The sequence below is a fragment of the Homoserinimonas sp. A520 genome (assembly GCF_054489245.1).
This window is the reverse complement of record NZ_JBTMWX010000001.1, coordinates 162,506-184,940: the sequence shown is the minus strand read 5'-3', so window position 1 is coordinate 184,940 and position 22,435 is coordinate 162,506. Positions and strand designations below refer to the sequence as shown.

Annotated in this window: 19 protein-coding genes; 10 read left to right on the top strand and 9 right to left on the bottom strand. The window is 65.7% G+C overall.

Annotated elements, in window-relative coordinates; genetic code table 11:
• Positions 1-224: 224 nt before the first annotated feature.
• Together ACX3PH_RS00900 and ACX3PH_RS00895 are read right to left on the bottom strand one after the other, a co-directional pair.
• The gene (locus tag ACX3PH_RS00900; RefSeq protein ID WP_459088418.1) at positions 225-1,601 is read right to left on the bottom strand and encodes a hypothetical protein; all 1,377 of its coding nucleotides are present in this window, start codon (positions 1,599-1,601) and stop codon (positions 225-227) included.
• Between the two features lie 115 nt (positions 1,602-1,716).
• Positions 1,717-3,321, bottom strand: a complete 1,605-nt coding sequence (locus ACX3PH_RS00895; protein WP_459088416.1) for a helix-turn-helix transcriptional regulator — start codon at positions 3,319-3,321, stop codon at positions 1,717-1,719.
• A 275-nt stretch (positions 3,322-3,596) separates the two neighbouring features.
• On the opposite strand from ACX3PH_RS00895, the gene ACX3PH_RS00890 reads away from it, so the two are divergent.
• The 5 genes from ACX3PH_RS00890 to ACX3PH_RS00870 all read left to right on the top strand — a co-directional run bounded on the left by ACX3PH_RS00890 (position 3,597) and on the right by ACX3PH_RS00870 (position 9,502).
• The gene (locus ACX3PH_RS00890; protein WP_459088414.1) at positions 3,597-4,934 is read left to right on the top strand and encodes an ABC transporter substrate-binding protein; all 1,338 of its coding nucleotides are present in this window, start codon (positions 3,597-3,599) and stop codon (positions 4,932-4,934) included.
• Positions 4,935-5,070: 136 nt separating this feature from the next.
• A complete protein-coding gene (locus tag ACX3PH_RS00885) occupies positions 5,071-6,201 on the top strand; it encodes a carbohydrate ABC transporter permease (RefSeq protein WP_459088412.1) in 1,131 nt (376 codons plus the stop codon).
• Positions 6,198-7,163, top strand: a complete 966-nt coding sequence (locus tag ACX3PH_RS00880; RefSeq protein ID WP_459088410.1) for a carbohydrate ABC transporter permease — start codon at positions 6,198-6,200, stop codon at positions 7,161-7,163. Before ACX3PH_RS00885 ends, ACX3PH_RS00880 begins: the two co-directional genes overlap by 4 nt.
• A gap of 31 nt (positions 7,164-7,194) precedes the next feature.
• Positions 7,195-9,078: an ABC transporter ATP-binding protein gene (locus ACX3PH_RS00875; RefSeq protein ID WP_459088408.1), complete on the top strand. Its 1,884-nt coding sequence runs from the start codon at positions 7,195-7,197 to the stop codon at positions 9,076-9,078.
• Between the two features lie 160 nt (positions 9,079-9,238).
• Positions 9,239-9,502: a hypothetical protein gene (locus tag ACX3PH_RS00870; protein WP_459088406.1), complete on the top strand. Its 264-nt coding sequence runs from the start codon at positions 9,239-9,241 to the stop codon at positions 9,500-9,502.
• Between the two features lie 8 nt (positions 9,503-9,510).
• Here ACX3PH_RS00870 and ACX3PH_RS00865 read toward each other — a convergent pair whose 3' ends face one another.
• Positions 9,511-10,182 (bottom strand): DUF305 domain-containing protein, encoded by a 672-nt coding sequence (locus tag ACX3PH_RS00865; RefSeq protein WP_459088404.1) that lies wholly within the window; start codon positions 10,180-10,182, stop codon positions 9,511-9,513.
• Positions 10,160-10,861 carry a DUF3105 domain-containing protein gene (locus ACX3PH_RS00860; protein ID WP_459088402.1) on the bottom strand — a complete coding sequence of 234 codons (702 nt, stop codon included), beginning with the start codon at positions 10,859-10,861 and terminating at the stop codon, positions 10,160-10,162. Before ACX3PH_RS00860 ends, ACX3PH_RS00865 begins: the two co-directional genes overlap by 23 nt.
• Positions 10,862-11,003: 142 nt before the next feature.
• Here ACX3PH_RS00860 and ACX3PH_RS00855 point away from each other — a divergent pair, with 142 nt between their 5' ends.
• Positions 11,004-12,359, top strand: a complete 1,356-nt coding sequence (locus tag ACX3PH_RS00855) for a cystathionine beta-synthase (protein WP_459088400.1) — start codon at positions 11,004-11,006, stop codon at positions 12,357-12,359.
• Between the two features lie 29 nt (positions 12,360-12,388).
• Positions 12,389-13,540 carry a cystathionine gamma-synthase gene (locus ACX3PH_RS00850; protein ID WP_459088398.1) on the top strand — a complete coding sequence of 384 codons (1,152 nt, stop codon included), beginning with the start codon at positions 12,389-12,391 and terminating at the stop codon, positions 13,538-13,540.
• 42 nt (positions 13,541-13,582) lie between these two features.
• Here ACX3PH_RS00850 and ACX3PH_RS00845 read toward each other — a convergent pair whose 3' ends face one another.
• Positions 13,583-14,467: an EamA family transporter gene (locus ACX3PH_RS00845; protein WP_459088396.1), complete on the bottom strand. Its 885-nt coding sequence runs from the start codon at positions 14,465-14,467 to the stop codon at positions 13,583-13,585.
• A 130-nt stretch (positions 14,468-14,597) separates the two neighbouring features.
• Here ACX3PH_RS00845 and ACX3PH_RS00840 point away from each other — a divergent pair, with 130 nt between their 5' ends.
• On the top strand, positions 14,598-15,911 hold the full coding sequence (locus ACX3PH_RS00840) for an APC family permease (protein WP_459088394.1): 1,314 nt from the start codon (positions 14,598-14,600) through the stop codon (positions 15,909-15,911).
• On the opposite strand, the gene ACX3PH_RS00835 is transcribed toward ACX3PH_RS00840, so the two are convergent.
• The 4 genes from ACX3PH_RS00835 to ACX3PH_RS00820 all read right to left on the bottom strand — a co-directional run bounded on the left by ACX3PH_RS00835 (position 15,908) and on the right by ACX3PH_RS00820 (position 20,266).
• Complete coding sequence (locus ACX3PH_RS00835; RefSeq protein ID WP_459088392.1) at positions 15,908-16,825, bottom strand: carbohydrate ABC transporter permease; 918 nt, start codon at positions 16,823-16,825, stop codon at positions 15,908-15,910. The genes ACX3PH_RS00840 and ACX3PH_RS00835 overlap by 4 nt on opposite strands.
• The gene (locus ACX3PH_RS00830; RefSeq protein ID WP_459088390.1) at positions 16,822-17,712 is read right to left on the bottom strand and encodes a carbohydrate ABC transporter permease; all 891 of its coding nucleotides are present in this window, start codon (positions 17,710-17,712) and stop codon (positions 16,822-16,824) included. Before ACX3PH_RS00830 ends, ACX3PH_RS00835 begins: the two co-directional genes overlap by 4 nt.
• A gap of 101 nt (positions 17,713-17,813) precedes the next feature.
• On the bottom strand, positions 17,814-19,088 hold the full coding sequence (locus tag ACX3PH_RS00825; protein WP_459088388.1) for an ABC transporter substrate-binding protein: 1,275 nt from the start codon (positions 19,086-19,088) through the stop codon (positions 17,814-17,816).
• Positions 19,089-19,222: 134 nt separating this feature from the next.
• Positions 19,223-20,266, bottom strand: coding sequence for a LacI family DNA-binding transcriptional regulator (locus tag ACX3PH_RS00820; protein ID WP_459088386.1), 1,044 nt, complete (start codon positions 20,264-20,266; stop codon positions 19,223-19,225).
• Between the two features lie 89 nt (positions 20,267-20,355).
• Between ACX3PH_RS00820 and ACX3PH_RS00815 the strand changes: the two genes are divergently transcribed.
• Together ACX3PH_RS00815 and ACX3PH_RS00810 are read left to right on the top strand one after the other, a co-directional pair.
• Complete coding sequence (locus tag ACX3PH_RS00815) at positions 20,356-21,000, top strand: phosphatase PAP2 family protein (RefSeq protein WP_459088384.1); 645 nt, start codon at positions 20,356-20,358, stop codon at positions 20,998-21,000.
• 45 nt (positions 21,001-21,045) lie between these two features.
• Complete coding sequence (locus ACX3PH_RS00810; RefSeq protein WP_459088382.1) at positions 21,046-22,326, top strand: saccharopine dehydrogenase family protein; 1,281 nt, start codon at positions 21,046-21,048, stop codon at positions 22,324-22,326.
• Positions 22,327-22,435 lie beyond the last annotated feature (109 nt).

Genomic DNA, 22,435 nt, shown 5'->3' with positions numbered 1-22,435 from the left:
CCGTACCGCGTTCACCGCAGTACAGCCAAGGCGCCGCTCCTCCGGGAGCGGCGCCTTTGTGCGTTGGGCGGCGGATGATCGGCGCACGTCCGCGCAGGATAGCCAGAGCACTCAGGCCCGCCGACGCAGACAAACGCGGAGCATGTTTGACCACGAACATGCTCCGCGTTGCCGCCGCCTTCGCCGGGGTGCCTGGGATCAGGTTCGGGCACCCCAGCGTGTTACTACAGGGCCATCCGACGGCGGAGGCGACCCATGACTACAGCACCTCCCAGGGTGAGGAGCAGCGCCGCTACGCCGCCCAATGGAACCAGCACGCCAGGGCCGGTCATCGCCAGCGTCGGCAGGCACACATTGAGCACGACCGATGCCGGACTGGTGGCGGCCAGCTGTTTGCCCGGGTTGATCAGCAGTTGGGCCGTGTAGGTTCCCGCCGCGGTGACGGCCGGGAACGTCACCGTCGCTGTGGTCGAGCCGGTGACGGACTTGTCTTCACCGCCGGGTACCGTTGCGCCTGATCCGTCAACGATCCGCACGAAGTACGTCTTGGTCGCATCGAGGTCGATCATGCTGGCCGATAGGACAGCGATTCCCGTACCCGAGGCGTCACACTGATCGGAGATCAACTCGATCGACGGTGGCGCCAGGGTGTCGAGGTCACAGTCGGCTGCCGTGACCGTATTCGATACCAGCGGGCTGCTTCCCAGCACCTCAACCTTGTAGTCGCCCGGGCTCGGCACTCCGCCGAACGTGTGCGTGAATGTGCCGGCGGTGCCGCTCGGGACTGTCATCGAATCGATCTCGACCGCAGGCGTTGCTGTGGTCACGAGGCGAACCGTGTACGCGGTCGTCGCCGTCAGCCCGTTCACGGTCATGTTGATTTCACGGTCCGTTGCCATCTGGAGCGTTGCACACGGCTCGAGCTCCACCGTCACCGTGAATTCGTCGGTGCACGCCAGGATGGTGGCGTTGGCCGATTGGGTGAGCAGCCCGCCGTCTGTGTCATAGACCGCGACGGAGTCCGAGGAAGCTGTCACGGTGTAGGTGCCGGGGCTGACCCCGGCGAAGCTTCCCGTTCCGCCAGAGCTCTGTGCAGTCGCCTTCACCGTCGAGCCGGCGAGCAGCGAGACCGTGTAGCTCTTCGACACTCCGCTGAGGCTGAAGGTGACGGTGCCACTCGGTGAGCTCGCGGTGGAGCAGGTCGACGCGGTGATGCTGATGGCTGGCTTGTCATCCGGGCAACCCTTCACAGTCTGGCTTTTATCGATGCTCCAGCCCTTGGTGTTGTAGGGGTCGTCCGGAGACTTGACGACGACCCGGTAGGTGTTGTCGACGTTCTTGTCCCAGGTGTAGGACTCGCTCCAATCGCCGCCGAATGAGATGTCGGTGACGGTGGTTCCGTTGATGACAACGGTGACCTCGGTGTTGCTCGGATATGACGTCAAAGTCACGCTGAGCCCATTGGTGCAATCAGCGTTGACAGAGGGGACGTGCGCGGATGCGCTGAGGGCCGGCGACAGCACGACGAGGCCTGCCGCGAGAAGAAGCGCGGCGACGGTGCCGGCAAGGGCGCGCCGAAGTCGCATGAATTCGGGTTTCATGTTCATTCCTGTTCCTGCAACCCAACGGAGTACGGCTGGGGTGTGCCGGTGGTCATCCCGGGCTGCACCCCTCACACTGGCACTCGTTCGGGGGGTCGCACAGGGTGAGAGGGGGTTAGAAGGGGGTGATCTTCACGTCGAGGCCGAGCTCGTGCACTCGCCTGATCGCCTCTTTCCGGTTGGTGGCGGACAGTTTCCGATAGATGCTGCGAACGTGCGTCTTCACCGTGTTCGCCGAAATGTACAGTTCCGCAGCGATCTGGCCGACCGTCTTGTCCTGGAACAGGTGGTGTGCGATATCCAGTTCCCGATCGCTGAGCGGCTCGACCAGCTCTCCGGAGGTCGAACTGCCAACGCGCAATTCCTCGAGCAGGCGGTGCACGCAATCGGGTTGGTAGCGGTCGGCAGCCCGGTTCAGCATCCGGAGCATCACAATCCGGGGAACCGTGAGGAACGGTACGCGGATGCCGGTCTGGCTTCCGAGGTACAACGCCCGGTCGAAGGCGACGTCGGCGACGACCAGGTGACCCAGCTCGTAGTTCGCGGCAGCCGTCAGCAGGAGCACATCAGGAAGCACTCGATGGGAGTGGGAGTCGCCAAGCGCGGCGCAGTCGACCAGCGACCGGAGGCATCCGTCGAAGTCGCCGGCGGCAAACTTGATTCCAGCCAGCAGGCTGGACGGGCAGCTCACATGGTCGAGCAGGGGCGCCAGCTCGTCGAGTAGTTCCACGGCATGCTCGACCTCGCCCAGGTGCAGGTGGAGCCCGGCACGAAGGAGTTCGGCAAGCGACCGGATGGCGGGCGCGCCGTCCCAGCTGCGCACAGCGGCAACGCAGCGACGCTGGAGGTCCAGCGCTTCAATCAACTGGCCGTTGATCGCTGCTGTAGCAGCGCGAGCGTAGAAGGCCAGCGGCTCCCAATCGCTGAACTGCGCCGAAGCGGCTAGAGCAGCAGACCGGGATCGGGCGGTCGCCGCATCATTGCGATCGACGGCGATCAGCTGCTCAGCGACCAGGGCGGGTGCCCCGAATGGGCTGTACAGCATCCGTGTTTCGCCGGTCACCGCTTTGACTTCGCGGATGAAGTGCTCGGCCTGTTCGAAGTCGCCCAGGTAATAGGAAGCCAGCGCCAGCCCGCCGACGCACTCCGCGACATCCGCTGTCGCCAGGCCGTTGTCACTCAGCCCGGAGGCGAGACGAAGCTGTTCCATGGCGTCGCCGACGTTGCCCTGATGCAGGTTGACCAGCCCGAGCTGCAGCGACACCTCGGCCTGCAGGGCGAGTCGCAGCGGCAATGTCAGCTCGAGATCGTCCTGGAGGAGGGCCCAGGCGGACTCCGCCTTGACCTTCGACGCGTCGAGGTGCCCGAGCACGCGGAGTGCGGCCGCATGGTGAAGCTGGATGGCCGGAAGGTCGGACGACCTGGCGACGCCGGATGCGATCAGCCTCTCGGCCACCTCGAAGTGGGGGAGGGCCGCCGCCTGGCCAAGCGAGTCGACCGAGCGGTAGCTGGCACCGAGGGCGGCGATGATCCAGGCATCCTCGTTCCACAGGTGCTCCGGAACCCGCCGGATCATGGCGCGCAACTGCGGGCCCCGGTCGCTGGAAAGGAGGGGCCAGGCCGCCGAGATCAATTCGAGCGCGCGGGTGAAATCGCCAGTGGTCAGAGTGGCTTCCACTGTCTCGTCGAACGACAGGTCGGGTCGGGTAAGCGGGTACACGGTGGGGCCTTCACGTCGCAAGGGGTAAGCGACCGCCGGCCGGGGGAGCACGACGGAAGCATGCGGCTATGAAAGTGAGGATAGCTGTATATCGGTTGCGCTGTCTACCCCGGATGGGGGGCAAAATCGCCGTAAGCGCTTGCAGTACCCAGCGCTATTGCGTAGCTTGATGCATGGAGCCACTCCCGCGATTTTCACGGCGTAGGAGCGGTTCCACACACACAGCAGCGCCCCGTATCGCGTCAGCCGTGCGGGACCTCATAGAGGAGGATTACATGCGTTCCACCTTGCATCGCAAAGCAACCGTCCCCATCGCATTTCTCGCAGCAGCAGGCCTTGTCCTGACCGGATGCTCCGCCGACGGCGGAGGAGACGGCGCCAGCGGACCAGGCGATTACGGCGACGCCGACGGCGTCGTTACGCTCTACGGCACCATCGCCGACACCGAGGCCGACCTTCTCAACGAGTCCTGGGCGGACTGGGAAGAGGAGAACGGGATTGACATCCAATACGAGTCGAGCAAGGAGTTCGAGGCCCAGATCGGCATTCGGGCCCAGGGCGGTAACGCCCCGGACCTGGCCATCTTCCCGCAGCCCGGGCTCCTCGCGGACCTCGCGAGCCGCGACTTCATCCAGCCCGCGCCGGAAGGCGTTGCGGCCAACGTCGAAGAGTTCTGGTCAGAAGACTGGGCCGGTTACGGAACGGTCGAAGACACCCTGTATGGCGCACCGTTGATGGCCAGCATCAAGGGTTTCATCTGGTACTCGCCGAGCCAGTTCACCGAAATGGGTTGGGAAGTGCCAACCACCTGGGACGAACTGATGACGTTGACGGAGACGGCAGCGGCAGACCTGGGCGGACCGCCATGGTGCGTCGGCTTCGGATCTGACGCGGCAACTGGCTGGCCCGGAACCGACTGGGTGGAAGACCTCGTCCTCCGCCAGTCCGGCCCTGAGGTTTACGACCAGTGGGTCAGCCACGAGGTGCCGTTCACCGATCCCGCCATCAAGAGCGCGTTCGACGCAGTGGGCGACATCATCCTGAACCCGGAGTACGTCAACGCCGGCCTGGGTGACGTCAAGTCCATCAACTCGACGCCGTTCGGTGACGCCGCCCGCGTGCTGGGCACCGGAGAATGCGCACTGCACCACCAGGCATCCTTCTATGACGGGTTCATCCAGGACCCGGCCAACGGGAACGCCACAGTGGGGCCGGATGCTGACATCTGGGCCTTCATCACCCCGTCCATCGAGGGCGGCGGAAACGCGGTCACCGGTGGTGGCGAGATCATCGGCGCCTTCGCAAACGATGCAGACACCATCAAGGTGCAGGAGTACCTCTCCAGCCCGGAGTGGGCGAACAGCCGGGTCTCCCTCGGCGGCGTGATCAGTGCCAACAAGGGTCTCGACCCGGAGAGCGCGTCCAGCCCGATCCTGCAGCAGGCAATCCAGATTCTGCAGGACCCCGAGACCACGTTCCGCTTCGACGCATCCGACCTCATGCCGGGTGCGGTCGGATCGGCGGCGTTCTTCGAAGGCATGCGCAACTGGGTGAACGGCGCATCAACGGATGAAGTGCTCGCCTTCATCGACGGTGCGTGGCCGTCCGAATAGTGCGGGTTGAATAAGGAACGCTGAGACGCCAGAGTTGACTCAGCGTTGATCGGGGTCGGATGGCACCAACCGCCATCCGACCCCGTCCTTCACTACCCAGCAGAGTCCATCGTCGCACTCGCCGGAAAGGGCGCGCATGTCTGATTTCCTGAACTGGATCGCCACACTCAACCCGATCGCGCAAATTCCCCTGGTTGTGCTGGCGTTCCTCATCGTCATGGCTCTCGTGCTCTTCTTCGTCGAGATCGCGCCCCGACCGGGCAGACGGTACACCGGCATCCGCCTGGCCGTCTGCATCATCACCCCGCTCCTGGTGATGCTGGTGCTGGGCTCGGTGCTCTGGGCCGCCGCCGTGGCCGCCGTGCTCGGCGGGGTATTCTTCATCCTGGACTACCGCGCCAAGTCGGGGTCCGGGTACCTGTTTCAGCTGTTCGGATTCCTCGGTCCGGCGATACTCCTGCTTGCCATCGGATTGATCTACCCGTCGATCAAGACGATCTTCGACTCCTTCTACTCGGGACGGGGCAACTTCATCGGCCTGGAGAACTACGTCTGGATCTTCACCAGGCCTGCCGCCCTCCGCACGGTGCTGAACACTGTCGTGTGGGTGCTGTTCGTGCCGACGGTGTCCACCATCGTCGGCCTCGCCTACGCGGTGTTCATCGACAAGTCCCGGGGGGAGCGGGTGTTCAAGGCCCTCGTCTTCATGCCGATGGCCATCTCCTTCGTCGGGGCGAGCATCATCTGGCGATTCGTCTACACCGCGCGCCCGGCCGGCCAGGAGCAGATCGGCCTGCTCAACCAGCTCGTCGTCTGGTTCGGCGGCGAGCCGGTGCAGTTCCTGCAGAACTCCCCACTGAACACCTTCTTCCTGATCGTCGTGATGATCTGGATCCAGACCGGATTCGCGATGGTGGTGCTGTCCGCCGCTATCAAAGGCGTGCCGGCCGACCAGATGGAGGCGGCAGAACTCGACGGAACCAACGCCTGGCAGCGCTTTATCAACGTCACCGTTCCCGGCATCCGGAACGCTTTGATCGTCGTGCTGACGACCATCTCCATCGTGTCGCTGAAAGTGTTCGACATCGTGCGCACCATGACGGCCGGCGCCAACGAGACCAGCGTCATCGCCAACGAGATGTACACCCAGTTCAAGACCTTCGAACTGGGCCGTTCGGCCGCTTTCGCCGTCGTGCTATTCCTGATGGTCATGCCGATCGTGATCTACAACGCGAGACAACTCAAGAAGCAGAAGGAGATCCGATGAGCTCCGTTGCGCCGATCAAGCTTCCGATTGACGGAGCCACCGAGGACCAACTCGAACGCGGCGAACAGTCGATGGCCAGAAGGACCAAGCGTCGACTGACCAACAGGTGGGCAACGCTCGCAGCGCTTCTTATTGCCGTGCTGTGGACCATCCCGACCTTCGGCCTGTTCGTCTCGTCGATACGCCCGGCGGCGCTCGTCAACACCAGCGGTTGGTGGACCATCTTCGAGAACTGGGGCTTCACGCTGGACAACTATGTCCAGGTGCTGCAGTCGGGGAACGGCACGCTCGACCTGGCCGGCTCCTTCGTGAACTCGCTGGCCATCACCATCCCGGCCACGGTGTTCCCGCTGGTGATCGCCAGCCTCGCGGCCTACGCCTTCGCCTGGATCGACTTCAAGGGCCGCGACTGGCTGTTCATCGGGGTCTTCGCCCTGCAGATCGTGCCCATCCAGATGGCGTTGGTGCCGCTGCTCAGCCTGTTCTCGCGGGGAGTGCGGGTCGGAGGAGAGCAGCTGTTCACCGGCCTCAACGCAAGCGGGTCGTACGGTCAGATCTGGATCGCGCACACCATCTTCGCCCTTCCGCTGGCCATCTTCCTGCTGCACAATTTCGTCTCCGAAATACCGCGCGAGCTGGTGGAGGCGGCAAGAGTCGACGGGGCCGGGCACGGCCAGATCTTCTTCCGCATCGTGCTGCCCCTCACCATGCCGGCCATCGCGGCGTTCGCCATCTTCCAGTTCCTCTGGGTGTGGAACGATCTGCTGGTGGCCCTCGTCTTCGCGGACGGCGCCGTGGCGCCGGTCACCAAGCTGCTGGCCGAGATCACCGGAAGTCGTGGCCAGGACTGGCATCTGCTCACCGCCGGCGCCTTCATCGCCATCCTGGTGCCGCTGATCGTGTTCTTCGCGTTGCAGCGGTACTTCGTGCGCGGGCTGCTCGCGGGATCCACCAAGGGCTAGCCCGTGCCTCAACCGGCTTTAGGCTGAAGGCATGAGCGGTGGGGGCGGACAGGTCGGGCGATACGGCAAGGCTCGAACCCGCATCAGCGGTCAGGACCGGGAAGCCCAGAAGCGGGAGAACGCTGAGGCGCCCAAAATCCCGCACCTGCTGCGGCGCATCCGCCACCTTTTCGAACCGCACAAACGCGCCATCATCGTCACCATCAGCCTGGTGCTCATCGGCGCGGCCATCAGCGTGCTGCCGCCGCTGCTGACCAAAGAGGCCTTCGACCGGGGACTCTTCCCGCCCGAGGGAACCCCGAACATGCCGGTGCTGATCCAGCTGGTGAGCATCATGGTGGTGCTGTGGATCGCATCCGCCGCCCTCGGTGTGTGGCAGACCTGGCTGACAGCGACCGTCGGCAACAAGGTGATGGGGCAGTTGAGGGTGCGGATGTTCGCCCACCTGCAGCGGATGGAACTCGCGTTCTTCACGCGGACCAAGACCGGCGTGATCCAGTCCCGGCTGCAGAATGACGTCGGAGGGGTCGCCGGCGTGCTCAGCAACACGGTGGCCAGCGTGATCGGGAACACGGTGACCGTCATTGCCGCGTTCGTCTCCATGCTGGTGCTGAGCTGGCAGCTCACGGTGGTCGCGGTCATCCTGCTCCCGCTCATCGTGGTCGCGCAACGGCGCATCGGGCAGGTGCGGGCCAGGATCGCAGCCAAGACGCAGGAGTCGCTCAGCAACCTGAGCGCCATCACCCAGGAGTCGTTGAGCGTCAGCGGCATCCTGCTGGCCAAGAGTTTCACCCAGCAGGGCGCCGAGGTCGACCGCTACCGCGACGAGAACCGGACCCAGGTGTTGCTTCAGGTGAAACAGACCATGAGCGGCCAGTGGTTCTTCGCCACGGTGCAGGTTTTCCTCTCCATCATCCCGGCGATCATCTACCTGGCCGCGGCGTGGCTGATCCTCGGGGAGGTGCCCGTCACGGCCGGCACGATTGTCGCCTTCACGACGGTGCAGGCACGTCTCACCTGGCCGCTGATGGGGTTGATGCGGGTTGCGCTCGACCTGCAGACATCATCCGCCCTCTTCGCGCGGATCTTCGAGTACCTCGACCTGGAGCCGGCGATCTCGGACAAGCCGGGCGCAAAGAAGATCGAGAGCCTTCAGGGACCGATTTCCTCGATCGGGCGCATTGAGTTCGACAACGTCGTGTTCCGCTATCCGGATGCGCCGTCAGACTCGCCGGCGACCCTCAAGGGGGTCTCATTCACGATCGAACCGGGCCAGTTCGCGGCGTTCGTCGGACCGTCCGGCGCAGGCAAGACGACAGTGTCGTACCTTATCCCCAGGCTTCACGACGCGTCGTCGGGTGCCGTGCGCTTCGCCGGCGTCGACGTTCGGGACCTGCAGCACGAAGACCTGATGCGCCACATCGGCATTGTCAGCCAGGAGACCTACCTCTTCCACGCGACCATCGCCGAGAACCTGCGCTACGCGAAACCGGATGCCACGCAGGCCGAGCTGGAGGCCGCGGCCACGGCTGCGAACATCCACGAGACCATCGTGTCGTTCCCGGATGCCTACGACACGGTGGTCGGGGAGCGCGGCTACCGGCTGAGTGGCGGCGAGAAGCAGCGGGTGGCGATTGCCCGGGTGCTGCTGAAGGATCCACCGGTGCTCATCCTCGATGAGGCGACCAGTGCACTCGACTCGGTGTCGGAGCGCGTGGTGCAGGATGCCCTGGACACCGCATCACACGGCCGCACCACCATCGCGATCGCGCACCGGCTGTCGACCGTGGTCGACGCGGACGTCATCTTCGTGGTCGACGGCGGAGTCATTGCAGAGCAGGGGTCGCACGACGAACTGCTGGCCGCCGGCGGCGTCTACGCCTCGTTGTACCGGCGCCAGGACGCACCACTTTGAGGGGGGTGTCGCCTCTTATGCAATTGCCGCTCAGCCGCTATGGTTGGCACTACCCGCATTACCCATAACCCGATCAACTGTCTGCGCCGCTGACACACCCGCCAGCGAGTCTGCTTGACGCGTAGAAGTAACATCGCGCTTACCCGAAAGAGCCACATCGATGTCAACAGCCATCATGCCCTCGCGCGTGGTCACCACATCCGACCGCACCGTCACCCTGGAGTGCGAAACCTGCACTTCGACGGCAATGACCGTCTCACCGAACCCGTACTTCGGTACCGGGCTCGCCGTGCATCGCCACATCGCCGTGTGCGACAGCTGCGGCGCCGTCGCCTTCGTGCCGGAGCCTGGGCCCGTTCCCAGCATGGTCGAGCGGCTCGTCGCCTACGTACGCAGCTTCTTCACCGGTACCGCTGCCGCGTAGCTTCCCCTTTACCGGCGAGCGTCGAGCAGCTCGTTCATGTAGTCGATCTCGCTCTGCTGCACCGCGACCATGCCCTTGGCCAGGTCGGTGACCGCCCGGTTCGTTGAGCGGTCGAGGATCGCCTGCGCCATGTCCACCCCGCCGACGTGGTGCGCGATCATCAACTCGAGATAGAGAATCTCGGCCGGCACCCCGTCGAGCGACTTCAGCTCTCGCATCTGCTCGGGGGTGGCCAGCCCGGGCATCGGCTCGCCCGGCACATGGGCGACCTCGCCGTTCTCGCCGCTGTGGTCGTGGCCCGCGCCCTCGAGCGTCGGTCGGGTCATCCAGGTCATCGATGGCTCAGGGGCCGCTTGCGGAACGCCCCAGATGCTCAGCCAGGCATACATCTGACCGGCCTGGTGTTGCTGGGCGGTCGCGATGTCTTCTGCGAGCATCCGCAGTTCCGGGCTTTCGGTGCTGTCGAGCAGGATCATCGACATCTCGACCGCCTGGAGGTGGTGGTGCTGCATGTCCCGTGAGAAGCCGGCCTCAGCGCTGGTGGAGTCGGGGACCGGTGTCACCGGCGCCGCCATGAACCCGACCGCAAAACCGGTCGCGGCGACAACCGTGGCGCCGAGGATCATCCCGACGATCAGGCGAGTGCTGAGTGGGCGCTTAGGCGACTTTTCCGGGTCCATCGATTCCTCTGGTGCACAGGGCGCCCGGCTCCGGAACGGTCGGTGACTGCCAGTACTTCTCGACGAAGTCGCCGAGGCGCTCATCATCGACACCGTTGAGCTTCACCTGTGCACCCCAGGCAGATGCGACCACTGGCGTGGCCAGGTCGGGATACGGGGACAGGATGATGTAGCTGTCCGGAAGCTGGGACCGCAGCTCCTCGACATCCGCTTCGTCCAACTCGTCGGCGTCGTAGGTCACCCACACCGCGCCATGCTCAAGCGCGTGCACGGCGTTCTCGTTCTGCTGGGGCTCGGTGTAGACGCCGCAGTTCAGCCAGGCCGGGTTATGCACGCCGCCGGCTGGTGGATTCGTGCCGTACTGTTCCTCGTAGTCGACGCGGGTCTCCACGTGGCCGAACTCGATGTCGGGCCAGGTGTCGATGCCGGCGATCTCGATCGAGGCGGGGTCGCGCTTCGGGGTGGCGTTGGAGATGACGACGGTCACGATCAGCGCCACGACCGCCAGCGCGGCGACGGAGCTGAGGGTGATGGCGACGATGCGGTTGCGCTTGGCGCGTGCCTGCTGCTTCTTGAACTGCTCCACCTTCGCCTGCCGGCGGGCTTCGCGCTCCTGCTTGACGGTCAGCTTCTTCGCCGACGGGGGGAGCACTGGTTCTGGGGTGTCGCTGGGGGCCACGTGGAGGGTCCTGTCGTATCGGGGGCAGGGGTCAAGAGACAAATCTACCGAGTGTCACTGGGAACCAAGTACAGGGAGGCCCGAAGTATTCCCCCAGAGCCCCAAGTAACGCTGCAGACGCCGCTGGTAGATTGGCCGAACCATGAAGTTTGCAAACACCATCCTCGACCTGGTCGGCAACACCCCTCTCGTCAAATTGAACAGCGTGACCGATGGCATTGCCGCGACCGTGCTGGTCAAGGTCGAGTACCTGAACCCCGGCGGCTCGTCGAAAGACCGCATCGCCACGCGCATCATCGACGCTGCCGAAGCATCCGGCGAGCTGAAGCCCGGCGGCACCATCGTGGAGCCGACCTCCGGCAACACCGGCATCGGGCTCGCCCTGGTGGCCCAGCAGCGCGGCTACCGCTGCGTCTTCGTGCTGCCGGACAAGGTCGGCGAGGAGAAGCGCAACACCCTCACCGCGTACGGGGCCGAGATCGTCGTCACGCCGACGGCCGTCGCTCCGGAGAGCCCGGAGTCGTACTACAGCGTCTCCGACCGGCTGGCCCGCGAGATTCCAGGAGCCTTCAAGCCGAACCAGTACGCCAACCAGAACGGGCCGCTCAGCCACTACGAGACCACCGGGCCGGAGATCTGGCGAGACACCGACGGGAAGATCACCCACTTCGTGGCGGGCGTCGGAACCGGCGGCACCATCAGCGGAACCGGCCGCTACCTGAAAGAGGTGTCGGATGGCGCGGTGCAGGTCATCGGCGCAGACCCCGAAGGCTCCGTCTACTCCGGCGGCTCCGGGCGGCCATACCTCGTCGAAGGTGTGGGCGAAGACTTCTGGCCGACCGCCTACGACCCCTCGGTGGTCGACCAGATCGTCGCAGCATCCGATGCAGAATCGTTCGACCTCACCCTGCGGCTGGCCAGGGAGGAGGGACTGCTGGTGGGCGGATCCAGTGGGATGGCCGTCGCATCCGCCCTCAAGGTCGCCCGCGACCTTCCGGCCGACGCCGTCATGGTCATCCTGCTTCCGGACGGCGGACGCGGCTACCTGAACAAGGTCTTCAGCGACAAGTGGATGGCTTCGCACGGCTTCTCGAACACGGCGACCGGCACCAGCGTCGCCGAGGTTGTCACCGCAACGGCTCGGGACTTCGTGCACGTTCGCCCGGAGACGACGGTGCGCGATGCCGGGAAGCTGATGGCGGCATCCGGCCTGGCGCGGGTGCCGGTGACCTCGGCCGAGCCCCCCGTCGTCATGGGAGAGGTGCTGGGATCGGTGAGCGAGGAGTCGCTGAGCAACGCGATTGCCTCCGGACGAGTGCGACCCGGCGACCCGGTCGCACCCGTCATGGACGACGCCATTCGCCTGGTCGGAACCGGCCAGTCAGTCGATGACCTGCGCGACGCCTTCTCCGAGGTCGACACCGTCATGGTGGCCCGCGACGGCAAGCCGCTCGGCATCCTCACCCATCGCGACCTGCTCGCGTTCCTCTCCCGCTGACCGCGGAGCCTCCCAGAAACGGACGAACCATGAACCAGAACCTCGACTTCAGCACGCGCGCCATCACCGCCGGGCTGACACCGGATGCGTCGACCGGCGCAGTCATCCAGCCGATCTACCAGACGTCCACCTTCGTGCAGGACGGGGTCGGCAAGCTGCGGAACGGCAACGAGTACTCCCGCGGCACCAACCCGACCCGCAGCTCGCTGGAGACCCAGCTCGCGTCGCTCGAGGGCGGCAAGCACGGCTACAGCTTCTCTTCGGGGCTCGCCGGTGAAGACATCCTGCTACGTGCTTCGCTTGCGCCAGGCGACCACGTCGTCATGGGCAACGACGTCTACGGAGGCACCCACCGGCTGGTCAACAAAGTGTTCGTGCCGTGGGGGATCGGGCTCGACACCGTCGACATGACCGACCTGGATGCCGTGCGCGCCGCCATCACTCCGGCGACGAAAGTGCTCTGGGTCGAGACGCCGAGCAATCCGATGATGAAGATCAGCGACATCGCTGCACTCGCCGAGATCGGGCACGCAGCCGGCGTGCTGGTCGTCGTCGACAACACCTTCGCCTCTCCGTACCTGCAGAACCCGCTCGCGCTCGGCGCCGACGTGGTCACCCACTCGACCACCAAGTACCTGGGCGGGCACTCCGACGTGCTCGGCGGTGCGGTCATCCTCAACGACGACGAGCTGGCCGAGAAGGTCGGCTTCCTGCAGTTCGCCGTGGGGCCGGTGTCAGGTCCGATGGATGCCTGGCTCACCACCCGCGGGATCAAGACTCTCGCAGTGCGCGTCGAACGCCACAGCGCCAACGCCCAGAAGATCGCCGAAGCCCTGGTCGGGCATCCGGCAGTCGAGCGCGTCTACTACCCCGGCTTGCCCGAACATCCGGGCCACGAACTCGCCGCTCGCCAGATGCGCGGATTCGGCGGCATGATCTCCGTCGGGCTGAAGGGCGGGGCGGATGCTGCGCGCACCTTCACGGAATCCACTGAGCTCTTCCACCTGGCTGAGTCGCTGGGCGGGGTGGAGTCGCTGATCAGCTATCCGTACGAGATGACCCACGCGTCGGTGCGCGGGACGGCGCTCGAGGTGCCGGACAACCTGGTGCGCTTGTCGGTCGGCATCGAGGGCGTCGACGACCTGCTGGGCGACCTGCTCGCGGCGCTCCCGCGCGCGTAACCCACTATCCGACCGGGTGGGTAGTTGGGAGGGGCGACGCGCTCAGGTGATGGTGTGCGCGGATGCTTCCAGCTCGCTGGTTGGCCGGTCCCGTTGGGTGGCGATGGCGACTCCGGCTGCAGCGCACACCGCGACGATGCCGAGGACCTGCAGCAGGCCAAGCGATTCGCGCAGGATGAGCACTCCGAAGAGAGCCGCGATCGCCGGGCTGCAACTGGTGATGATCGCATAGAGGCGGGGCGTGATGCGGCGCAGGATGAAGGTGTCGAGGCTGTAGGGGAGCGCAGACGAGAGGATGCCGCCCGCCAGCAGCAGGCCGATCGCGAACCAGCTGAACGTCGACCAATCGACGACGAACAGTGCGATCGGCAGCAGGATCGCCAACGCAACAACGGTGGCGATGGAGAGCCCTTCCAGCCCGGGGAGCTGCATGGCGACGCGACGGGTGAGCAGGATGTAGGCGGCCCAGGATGCCGCGGCAATAAGCGCGAAGACCACGCCCAGCAGGTCGAGTTCGCCTTCCATGCCGGTCAGGAGCACCACCCCGGCGCCCGCCGCGATAGCGCAGGCGATGTCGAGCAGCCGGCGGGACGCTGCCAGCGCGAGGGTGAGTGGGCCCAGGAACTCGATGGTGGCCGCGATGCCAAGTCCGAGACGCCCGACCGATTCGTAGAAGGTGAAGTTCATGATGGCCAGCACGACGCCGAGGGCGATGGCCGGCCACAGCACCTTCAGCGACAGTTTGCGCAGATTCGGCCGGTAGAACGGCAGCACGAAGAGGGCTGTCATGAGCTGCCGTGCTGTGACGATGGCGACGACCCCGACCAGGGGGATGAGCACGCCGGCCAGGGCCGAACCGAAGTTGATGCTGACCTCCGTGAAGACTTGGGTACCTGCTCCGGCAGCACGGTCTCGCTTGGTGGTCACCAGATGACTCTAAGGGTGTGAGGATGTCAGTGGTCACCATCACCATGGCAGTGGGTGATTGGCGCATTGTCACGGTCGTTTGACCGTTTTTCGATTGACGCCGAATTCCTGCCATTGAGACCATGGAGCCATGTTGCAAGCCCTCACCACCGATACCGCGGTCGAAGTCCCTGCGCACGATGCGGGAACCGTCGGCCTGCTGCAGGGTTCTGCCCTGTACATCGCGTCGGTGCTGGGAACGGGCATCCTGGTGTTGCCGGCACTCGCGGTCACCGCGGCCGGTCCGGCATCCATTCTCGCCGTCGCCGCCGTGCTGCTGCTCTCGATCCCGCTCGCCGGCACATTCGCGGCACTGGCAGCGCGGTATCCGGATGCCGGGGGCGTTGCCACGTTCGTTCGCCTGGCCCTCGGTAAGACGGCAGCACGGATGGCCGGGTACTGGTTCTTCTTCGGCGTCGCGGTCGGCGCGCCGGTGGTCGCCGTGCTGGGCGCGTCCTACATCGTGGATGTCTTCGGCGGGCCGCTCTGGGTCGTCGTACTGGTGGCGGCGCTGATCTTCGTCCCGCCGTTCGTCTCCAACTTCTATGGCCTCAGGATGGCCGGCTGGGTGCAGTTGGCGCTCACCGGCGCTCTCGTCGTCATCGTCGTCGGTGTCGTGTTGGTTGCCGCCCCTGAGTCACGGGCAGAGAACTTCGAGCCATTCCTGCCGCACGGCTTCGCGGGCGTCGGCGCCGCGATCAGCCTCTTCGTCTGGGCGTTCGCCGGCTGGGAGGCGGTCACCCACATCGCCGGAGAGTTCAAGAACCCGCGCCGCACCATCCCGCTGGCGACAGCGATCGCGATCGCCGCGGTCGGCGTGGCCTACCTCGCCCTGCAAGTGGTCACCGTTGGCGTGCTCGGTGATGCGGCCGGCGACAGCGCCGTCCCGCTGCTCGACCTCGTGGCATCCGCAGCCCCCGGGGTCGGACCCGTCGCCGTGGCCGTGATCGCCGCCGTGGTCGCCCTCGGCGTGCTGAACCTCTACCTCGGTGCCTTCGCGAAGCTCGGTGCGTCGCTCGGGCGCGACGGGGACCTGCCCCACTGGATGGCGGCCGGCGCAGAATCGGGGGGCATCCCGAGGCGCAGCCTGGCCGTGGTGGCGGGCGTGGTGGCGATCTACCTTGGTGCGCTGGTCGCGTTCGGGCTGAATCTGACGCCGTTCATCCTCGTGCACACCAGCTGCATGATCGCGATCTACGTGCTCGGGATGATCGCCGCTGTGCGGCTGCTCGAACGCTGGACGGTCGGCTGGTGGCTGGCGGTGATCTCCGTCGTGCTGGTTGCCGGGCTGGTCGTGCTCGCCGGGGCGAATCTGCTGGTCCCGGTGGCTCTTGGTGCCGCGGCGACCGTGGTCACTCTTGCGAGAGCGTGGCGCCGGCGCACGGCGCTGAGCCGAGCGGCCTAACTCTTCACCGACCCGCTCATCAGCCCGCCGATGAAGTACTTGCCGAGCACGATGTAGACCACCAGAGTCGGCAGCGAGGCCAGCAGCGCGCCGGCCATTGCCGCACCGTAGTTGGCGAGCTGCGCACCCTGGGCCAGGTTGTTCAGGGCGAGTGACACCGGGCCCTCGCGCTGGTTCGAGAGGAACAGCGCGAACAGGAAGTCGTTCCAGGCTGAGGTGAACTGCCAGATGATGGTCACCACGAAACCGGGCAGCGACAGTGGCAGCACGACGCTGCGGAAAGTACGGAGCATGCCTGCACCATCCACGCGGGAGGCCTCCATCAGCTCGATCGGGATACCGACGTAGTAGTTGCGGAAGATCAGCGTGCAGATAGGCAGGCCGTAGATGATGTGCACCAGCAGAAGGGTGCTGATGCCGCTCGGAAGGCCGAGCGAGGTCTTCATCTGCACGAGCGGCGTCATGATCGCCTGGTAGGGGATGAACATCCCGAACAGGATGAAGGTGAAGACCCAGTCCGCACGCGGGAACCGCCAGCGTGACAGCACGAACCCGTTCATGGCGCCGAGGAACGATGAGATCAGCGCGGCGGGGATCGCCAGCGCGAATGTTCGGCCGATGGCCGGCCCCAGGGCGTCCCAGGCGATGGTCCAGTTGTCGAAGCCGGTCGGCCCGCCCTCGGCGACGGATTCCCACGGCCAGCGAACCGGCAGGCCCCAGGAGGTGGCCGGGTTGACATCCTGTGGCGGCTTCAGGCTGGTCACGACCAGCACGTAGACCGGCATCAGCACCACCACGAGGAACAGCACCAGCAGCACGTACTTGCCGGTGCGACCCAGCCGGAACCGCGCCCGGGTGCCGGCGGGCGGCGCGGCGACCGTCGGCTTCTTCTCGATTCCCGTCGTGATCGTCATCGGTTCGCCTTCTCCGCGCGCGCGGTGTAGATCAGGTACGGCACGATGAGCACCGCGACGAGCAGCAGCAGGATGGTGGCGATCGTCGCCGACTTCGCGTAGTCGTTGGCGGTCAGCGCGATCCACAGGTAGGTGGCCGGAACCTCGGTCTGGTAGATGGCCTTGGTGATCGCCATGATCAGGTCGAAGACCTTGAGCGACATGTGGCCGACGATGATGAGGGCCGACAGTGCCACCGGGCTCAGCTGCGGGAAGATCACGTGCCGGTACAGCTTCCACTCTGAGGCGCCGTCCATGCGCGCGGCCTCGCGCAACTCTTCCGGAATCCCGCGGAAGCCGGAGAGGAAGAGGGCCATGACGTAGCCGGAGAGCTGCCAGATCGCCGGAAGGGCGATCGCAGCCATGCCCCAGGTCGGGTCGCTCCACCAGGGGTTCTGCAGGAACCCGAGCCCCAGGCTTTCGAAGATGCGGTTGAGGCCGGATGCCCGGTCGCCCTCTGCGCTGTTCAGCAGCCAGCGCCAGACGACACCGGATGCGACGAAGGAGATCGCCATCGGGAACAGGTAGACGGAGCGGAACACGCCCTCCGCGCTCACCCCCTTGTCGAGCATCCAGGCCCAGAGGAAGCCGAAGACCATGGTGCCGGCGATGAAGAAGACGGTGAAGATGCCCAGGTTGTACAGGGAGTGGAGGAAGCGGTCCTCGGTCAACAGCCGGATGTAGTTCTCGATGCCGACGAAGTTCTCGGCCGGCTGCAGGCTGTGGCGGTCGCTCATCGACACCGAGATGTTGGCGCCGATCAGACCGTAGACGAACACGCCGAGAATGATGATCGTCGGCGAGACGAGGAGGAGCGGCGGCCCCCAGTTGCGGATTCCCTTACGCACGCTTACTCACTTCCTCGTGTCTGGCTGACGGTGCTCGCCCGCGTAATGATGGGTGGGAGCAACCGGCACTCCCACCCACCATTGTCTACCTTCGGTACTGCTTAGCCGAGGGCCTTTTCTGCCGCTGCGACCAGCGCGCTGACCAGTGAATTCGCATCCTTGTCGGTGGCGAACTTGCCCACCGCGGACGAGATATCACCAGACCAGGAGATGCTGGCGGCCGCTCCGTGGGCGAGCGAGCTCACCACGGTGTCCTCAGCGAACGACTGGATCGCGGTCTGCTGGTACGCCGGGTAATCGCCGGCGTCAGCATCGGTGCGAGCCGGGATGGAACCCTTGGCCAAGTTGAACGCCTTCTGCCCGTCAGCCGAGCTGATGGTGGTCAGCCAGGCCTTGGTGGCCTCCTCGTGCGGTGCGCCCACTGTCAGCGTGAACGAGTCCGCCAGGAAGTCGAAGACGCCATCCGTGCCGGGTGTCGGCCAGGTCGTGTACTCCTGGTCGTAGGTCATTCCGGCCTGGGCGAACGCGGCCTCAGCCCAGTCGCCCATCAGGTTGTAACCGGCGTTCCCGTCGATCAGGATTTGCGTCGCCGCATCCCACTCGAGCCCGGCATAGTCGCTGTTCACGAAGTTCAGCAGCTCCCCGTAGTGCTCGACAGCCGTCTTGACGCCGTCACTGTCCCAGGCGGTGTCGCCGGTCCAGAGGCCGGAGTAACCTTCGGCGCCGAGGTCGGCGAGCAGGACGTTTTCGAGCAGCTGCATCTGGGTCCACTCGGTTCCGAGCGAGAGCGGCGACTCCACGCCGGCGTCCTTGAGGGTCTGCAGGTCATCGATCCAGGCATCCATGTCGGCTGGTGCCTCACTCGGATCGAGTCCGGCCTCCTCAAGCACCGCAGTGTTCACCCAGACCACGTTGGCGCGGTGGATATTGCTGGGCACAGAGTAGATCGCACCGTCGACCGTCAAGCGCTCGATGAGGCTCTCCGGGAAGACGTCGGTCAGTCCCTGCTCGTCGTAGAACGAGCTGAGGTCCTGCAGCTGGCCGGCATTGATGTAGTCGGTGAGTTCGGCTCCGGCGTGCGCCTGGAACGTGTCCGGCGGGTCGTTAGCCTCGAGGCGTGATGCGAGTGCTGCCTTGGCATTCGAGCCGGCACCACCGGCGACGGATGCGTTGATGAACTCCACGTCCGAGTTTTGCTCCCCGAAGACTTCGACCAGGGCGTCGAGACCGACCTTCTCAGAACCGGAGGCCCACCAGGTGAAGACCTCGACCTGGTCGGCATTCTCGGGATCCGGCGAGCCGCTATCGCCCGCGCATCCGGCCAGAGCGAGGCCGAGTGCGGCAGCTCCAGCGATTATTGACAATGACTTTCGCATGGGCAATTCCTCCGTTGGATTGCTGTGTGCCGGGTCCACGAACGAACCAGGTTCTGCCATTCAACAATGGAAACGTTCCCATAACAAGTTTGTCACTCGGATGGGGGCCAAAAAGATGCGGGACTGTGACTTCGTCAGGGATGCGTCTCGCCGGACCCGCGCGGGATCAGCGTGGTGCCGAGGCTGATTGTCTGCGTCGGCCCGGTGGCGCCATCGAGCCGAGCGAAGAGAAGTTCGGCCGCCGTGCGGCCCATGGCCAATGCGTCCTGGGCGACAACCGTGATGCCCGGTGTCATGGCATCCGCCAATTCGAAGTCGTCGAAGCCCACCAGGGCGGGCCGCTGCGGCAGCTTGGCCAGCTCGCGGAGGATCCCCACGGTCGACCGGTTGTTGCTGCAGAACAAGGCGGTCGGCGGATTAGGCAGGGCGAGCATTGTGGCGAGGGGCGCGGTGAAGTCGTAGAGGCCGTCCTCGCTCGAGTGCACCAGGGACGGGTCGAGCGGGATGCCGGCGTGCTCGAGCGCCTGGGCGTAGCCTCCCCGCCGATGGACGGTCGTGTACAGGCTCGCCCGGTCGCTGAAGAAACCGATCCGCCGGTGGCCGTGCGCGATGAGGTGCTCGACCCCGGTGCGAGCACCGCCAACGTTGTCGGTGAGCACGGTGTCCGCGTCGATGCCGGGCACCGGGCGGTCGACGAACACCATCTGAACGCCGGCGGCCAGTTCCGTGCGCAGGTAGCTGACATCCTGCGAGTCGGACGGTGTGATGATCAGGCCGTCCACCCGCCGTGAACTGAATGCGAGGACCAGTTTCTTCGCCCGCTCGGCGTCCTGGTGCGACGACGCGGACAGCAGCAGGGAGTCGCGCCCGAGAACCACCTCCTCCACCGCCTGGGTGAGCAGGGAGAAGAACGGGTCGGCGACGCTCTCGATGAGGAGGCCGATGCTGGCTGCGGCGCCCATTCGAAGGTGCCGGGCGAAGTCGTTGCGACGGAAGCCGAGCTCGATGATGGCGGCTTCGACCGCCTGCGTGCGTTTCGGGCTCACGCTGCCGTCGCCGTTGACGACACGCGAGACCGTGGAGAGGCCGACTCCGGCCCGCCGGGCGACATCGCGCATGGTCGCTCGCTGGCCACCGCGAACGCCGCCGGGAGACGAGGTGATGCTGTCCTTCGTCATGTCACCTTTTTCGCGAGTTGCCGTGATTTCTTGGAAACGTTACCAAATGAATCCGTTCCAGCCGGAAACCGGCGACTAACGTGGAGCGGATGAACCTGCGCGACTCCCGGAAAGTGTCCCGCCGCTGGCCGCTGGTGAGCGGAATTGTGGCCGTCGTTCTTGCCGCAGCGCTCGGCGTGCTGATCGCGCAGCGCGCCGGCAACCTGCCATTCGAATTCGACACCGGCTGGATGGAAGAGGTGCTCGACGAGCGCTCTATCTGGCTTGACGTACCGGCCCGCGTGATGGACTGGCTGGGTGGCGGCCCGGTCGGCATTCTCGTGGTGCCGCTCGGCATCGTGGTGGTGCTGTGCCTGGCTCGCCGGTTCTGGGGGGCGGCGTACTACGCGATCGCGGCCGTGCTCAGTGTTGGACTGGTTCAGTTGCTGAAGGCGGTGCTCGACCGGCCGCGCCCTGAAGAGCTTCTGGTGGCGACGGATGCCGGTTCGTTCCCGTCCGGGCACGTCGCCAACGCGGCGACCCTGGCGGTCGTGGTCGCGATCATCGTGAACCGCTGGTGGGTCTGGTTCGTCGGCATCGGGTACGTCGTGCTGATGGCGCTCAGTCGCACCTACCTCGGGGCCCATTGGGTTAGCGACACCGCTGCCGGTGCGCTGATCGGCGCCGGGATCGCCGTGATCGTGTGGGCACCGTTCGCCTATCGCCTGGATCGGGAGCGACCCAGGCGGCGGTAGCAGCAGGCCTCGACCAGTCCGACCGGAGCCGATAGCGTGGCCGACATGAGAATCCTCCTGGTCGGTGCCGGCGGCGTCGGCAACGCGATCGCCAAGATTGCCGCACGACGAGACTTCTTCGATCTCATGGTGGTAAGCGACTACGACCTGGCTCGGGCGGAGGCCACGATCGCCTGGATCGAGCAGAAGCATCCCGACCGGGGCGAGCGTTTCATCGCCGCCCGCCTGGACGCATCCGACCCCGACAATGTGGCGGCGCTGGTCAGGGACCACGGCGTCACGCACGTCATGAACGCGGTCGAGCCGAAATTCGTGCCGACCATCTTCGCCGGCGCCCTCGCCGCAGGCGCGGACTACCTCGACATGGCAATGAGCCTGTCTGAGCCGCACCCGACCAACCCCCACGAGGAGACCGGCATCAAGCTCGGCGACGACCAGTTCGCCCAGGCCCCGGACTGGGAGAAGGCCGGTCGCCTGGCCCTGGTCGGGATGGGGGTCGAGCCCGGCCTGAGTGACGTCTTCGCCCGCTACGCCGCCGACCACCTGTTCAGCGATATCGATGAGCTCGGCACCCGCGACGGGGCGAACCTGGTCGTTCGCGATGAGGCGGGCAATGAGATCTTCGCGCCATCCTTCAGCATCTGGACCACCATCGAGGAGTGCCTCAACCCTCCGGTGGTGTGGGAGAAGCACCGCGGCTGGTACACGACTCCGCCGTTCAGCGAGCCGGAGATCTTCGAGTTCCCGGAGGGGATCGGCCCGGTCGAGTGCGTCAACGTCGAGCACGAAGAGGTGCTCTTGATGCCGCGGTGGCTGGACGCGAAACGGGTCACCTTCAAGTACGGACTCGGGGACCACTTCATCGGGATACTGAAGACCCTGAACCAGCTGGGGCTCGACAAGACCGAGCCGGTGCAGGTGCGCTCGGCCGATGGTCCCGTCATGGTTTCACCGCGTGACGTCGTCGCGGCCGGTTTGCCCGACCCGGCCACGATCGGGCCACGGATGACCGGCAGGACCTGTGCCGGAGTGTGGGTCACCGGGACTGGAGTCGACGGGCATCCGCGGGAGGTATACCTGTACCACGTGAGCGACAACGAGTGGACGATGGCGGAGTACGAGTCGCAGTGCGTCGTCTGGCAGACGGCGCTGAACCCGGTCATCGCGCTCGAGCTGCTCTCCTCCGGGGCCTGGACCGGGCACGGCGTACTCGGCCCGGAGGCGTTCGACGCCACCGCATTCCTCGAGCTCATGGCCAGACCGGAGTCGCAGGGCGGTTACGGCCAGCAGTGGGGCATGGAAGATCGCCTGGCAGCCGATCGCTAGCGACGGGTCGTATGGCCGCGAGCCGTTCTCGGCACGGCGAGTCCGCCGCTGTGCAGGCACCTGACCGAAAACGCCTCGCGCGCGGTAACGGGCTGGACATAGGCTTTCG

Coding starts and splice junctions, on each gene's coding strand:
- ACX3PH_RS00870 (WP_459088406.1), top strand. CDS start 9,239: ATGTCAACAGCCATCATGCCCTCGCGCGTGGTCACCACATCCGACCGC.
- ACX3PH_RS00890 (WP_459088414.1), top strand. CDS start 3,597: ATGCGTTCCACCTTGCATCGCAAAGCAACCGTCCCCATCGCATTTCTC.
- ACX3PH_RS00855 (WP_459088400.1), top strand. CDS start 11,004: ATGAAGTTTGCAAACACCATCCTCGACCTGGTCGGCAACACCCCTCTC.
- ACX3PH_RS00815 (WP_459088384.1), top strand. CDS start 20,356: ATGAACCTGCGCGACTCCCGGAAAGTGTCCCGCCGCTGGCCGCTGGTG.
- ACX3PH_RS00900 (WP_459088418.1), bottom strand. CDS start 1,601: ATGAAACCCGAATTCATGCGACTTCGGCGCGCCCTTGCCGGCACCGTC.
- ACX3PH_RS00840 (WP_459088394.1), top strand. CDS start 14,598: ATGTTGCAAGCCCTCACCACCGATACCGCGGTCGAAGTCCCTGCGCAC.
- ACX3PH_RS00875 (WP_459088408.1), top strand. CDS start 7,195: ATGAGCGGTGGGGGCGGACAGGTCGGGCGATACGGCAAGGCTCGAACC.
- ACX3PH_RS00835 (WP_459088392.1), bottom strand. CDS start 16,825: ATGACGATCACGACGGGAATCGAGAAGAAGCCGACGGTCGCCGCGCCG.
- ACX3PH_RS00820 (WP_459088386.1), bottom strand. CDS start 20,266: ATGACGAAGGACAGCATCACCTCGTCTCCCGGCGGCGTTCGCGGTGGC.
- ACX3PH_RS00885 (WP_459088412.1), top strand. CDS start 5,071: ATGTCTGATTTCCTGAACTGGATCGCCACACTCAACCCGATCGCGCAA.
- ACX3PH_RS00850 (WP_459088398.1), top strand. CDS start 12,389: ATGAACCAGAACCTCGACTTCAGCACGCGCGCCATCACCGCCGGGCTG.
- ACX3PH_RS00880 (WP_459088410.1), top strand. CDS start 6,198: ATGAGCTCCGTTGCGCCGATCAAGCTTCCGATTGACGGAGCCACCGAG.
- ACX3PH_RS00825 (WP_459088388.1), bottom strand. CDS start 19,088: ATGCGAAAGTCATTGTCAATAATCGCTGGAGCTGCCGCACTCGGCCTC.
- ACX3PH_RS00865 (WP_459088404.1), bottom strand. CDS start 10,182: ATGGACCCGGAAAAGTCGCCTAAGCGCCCACTCAGCACTCGCCTGATC.
- ACX3PH_RS00810 (WP_459088382.1), top strand. CDS start 21,046: ATGAGAATCCTCCTGGTCGGTGCCGGCGGCGTCGGCAACGCGATCGCC.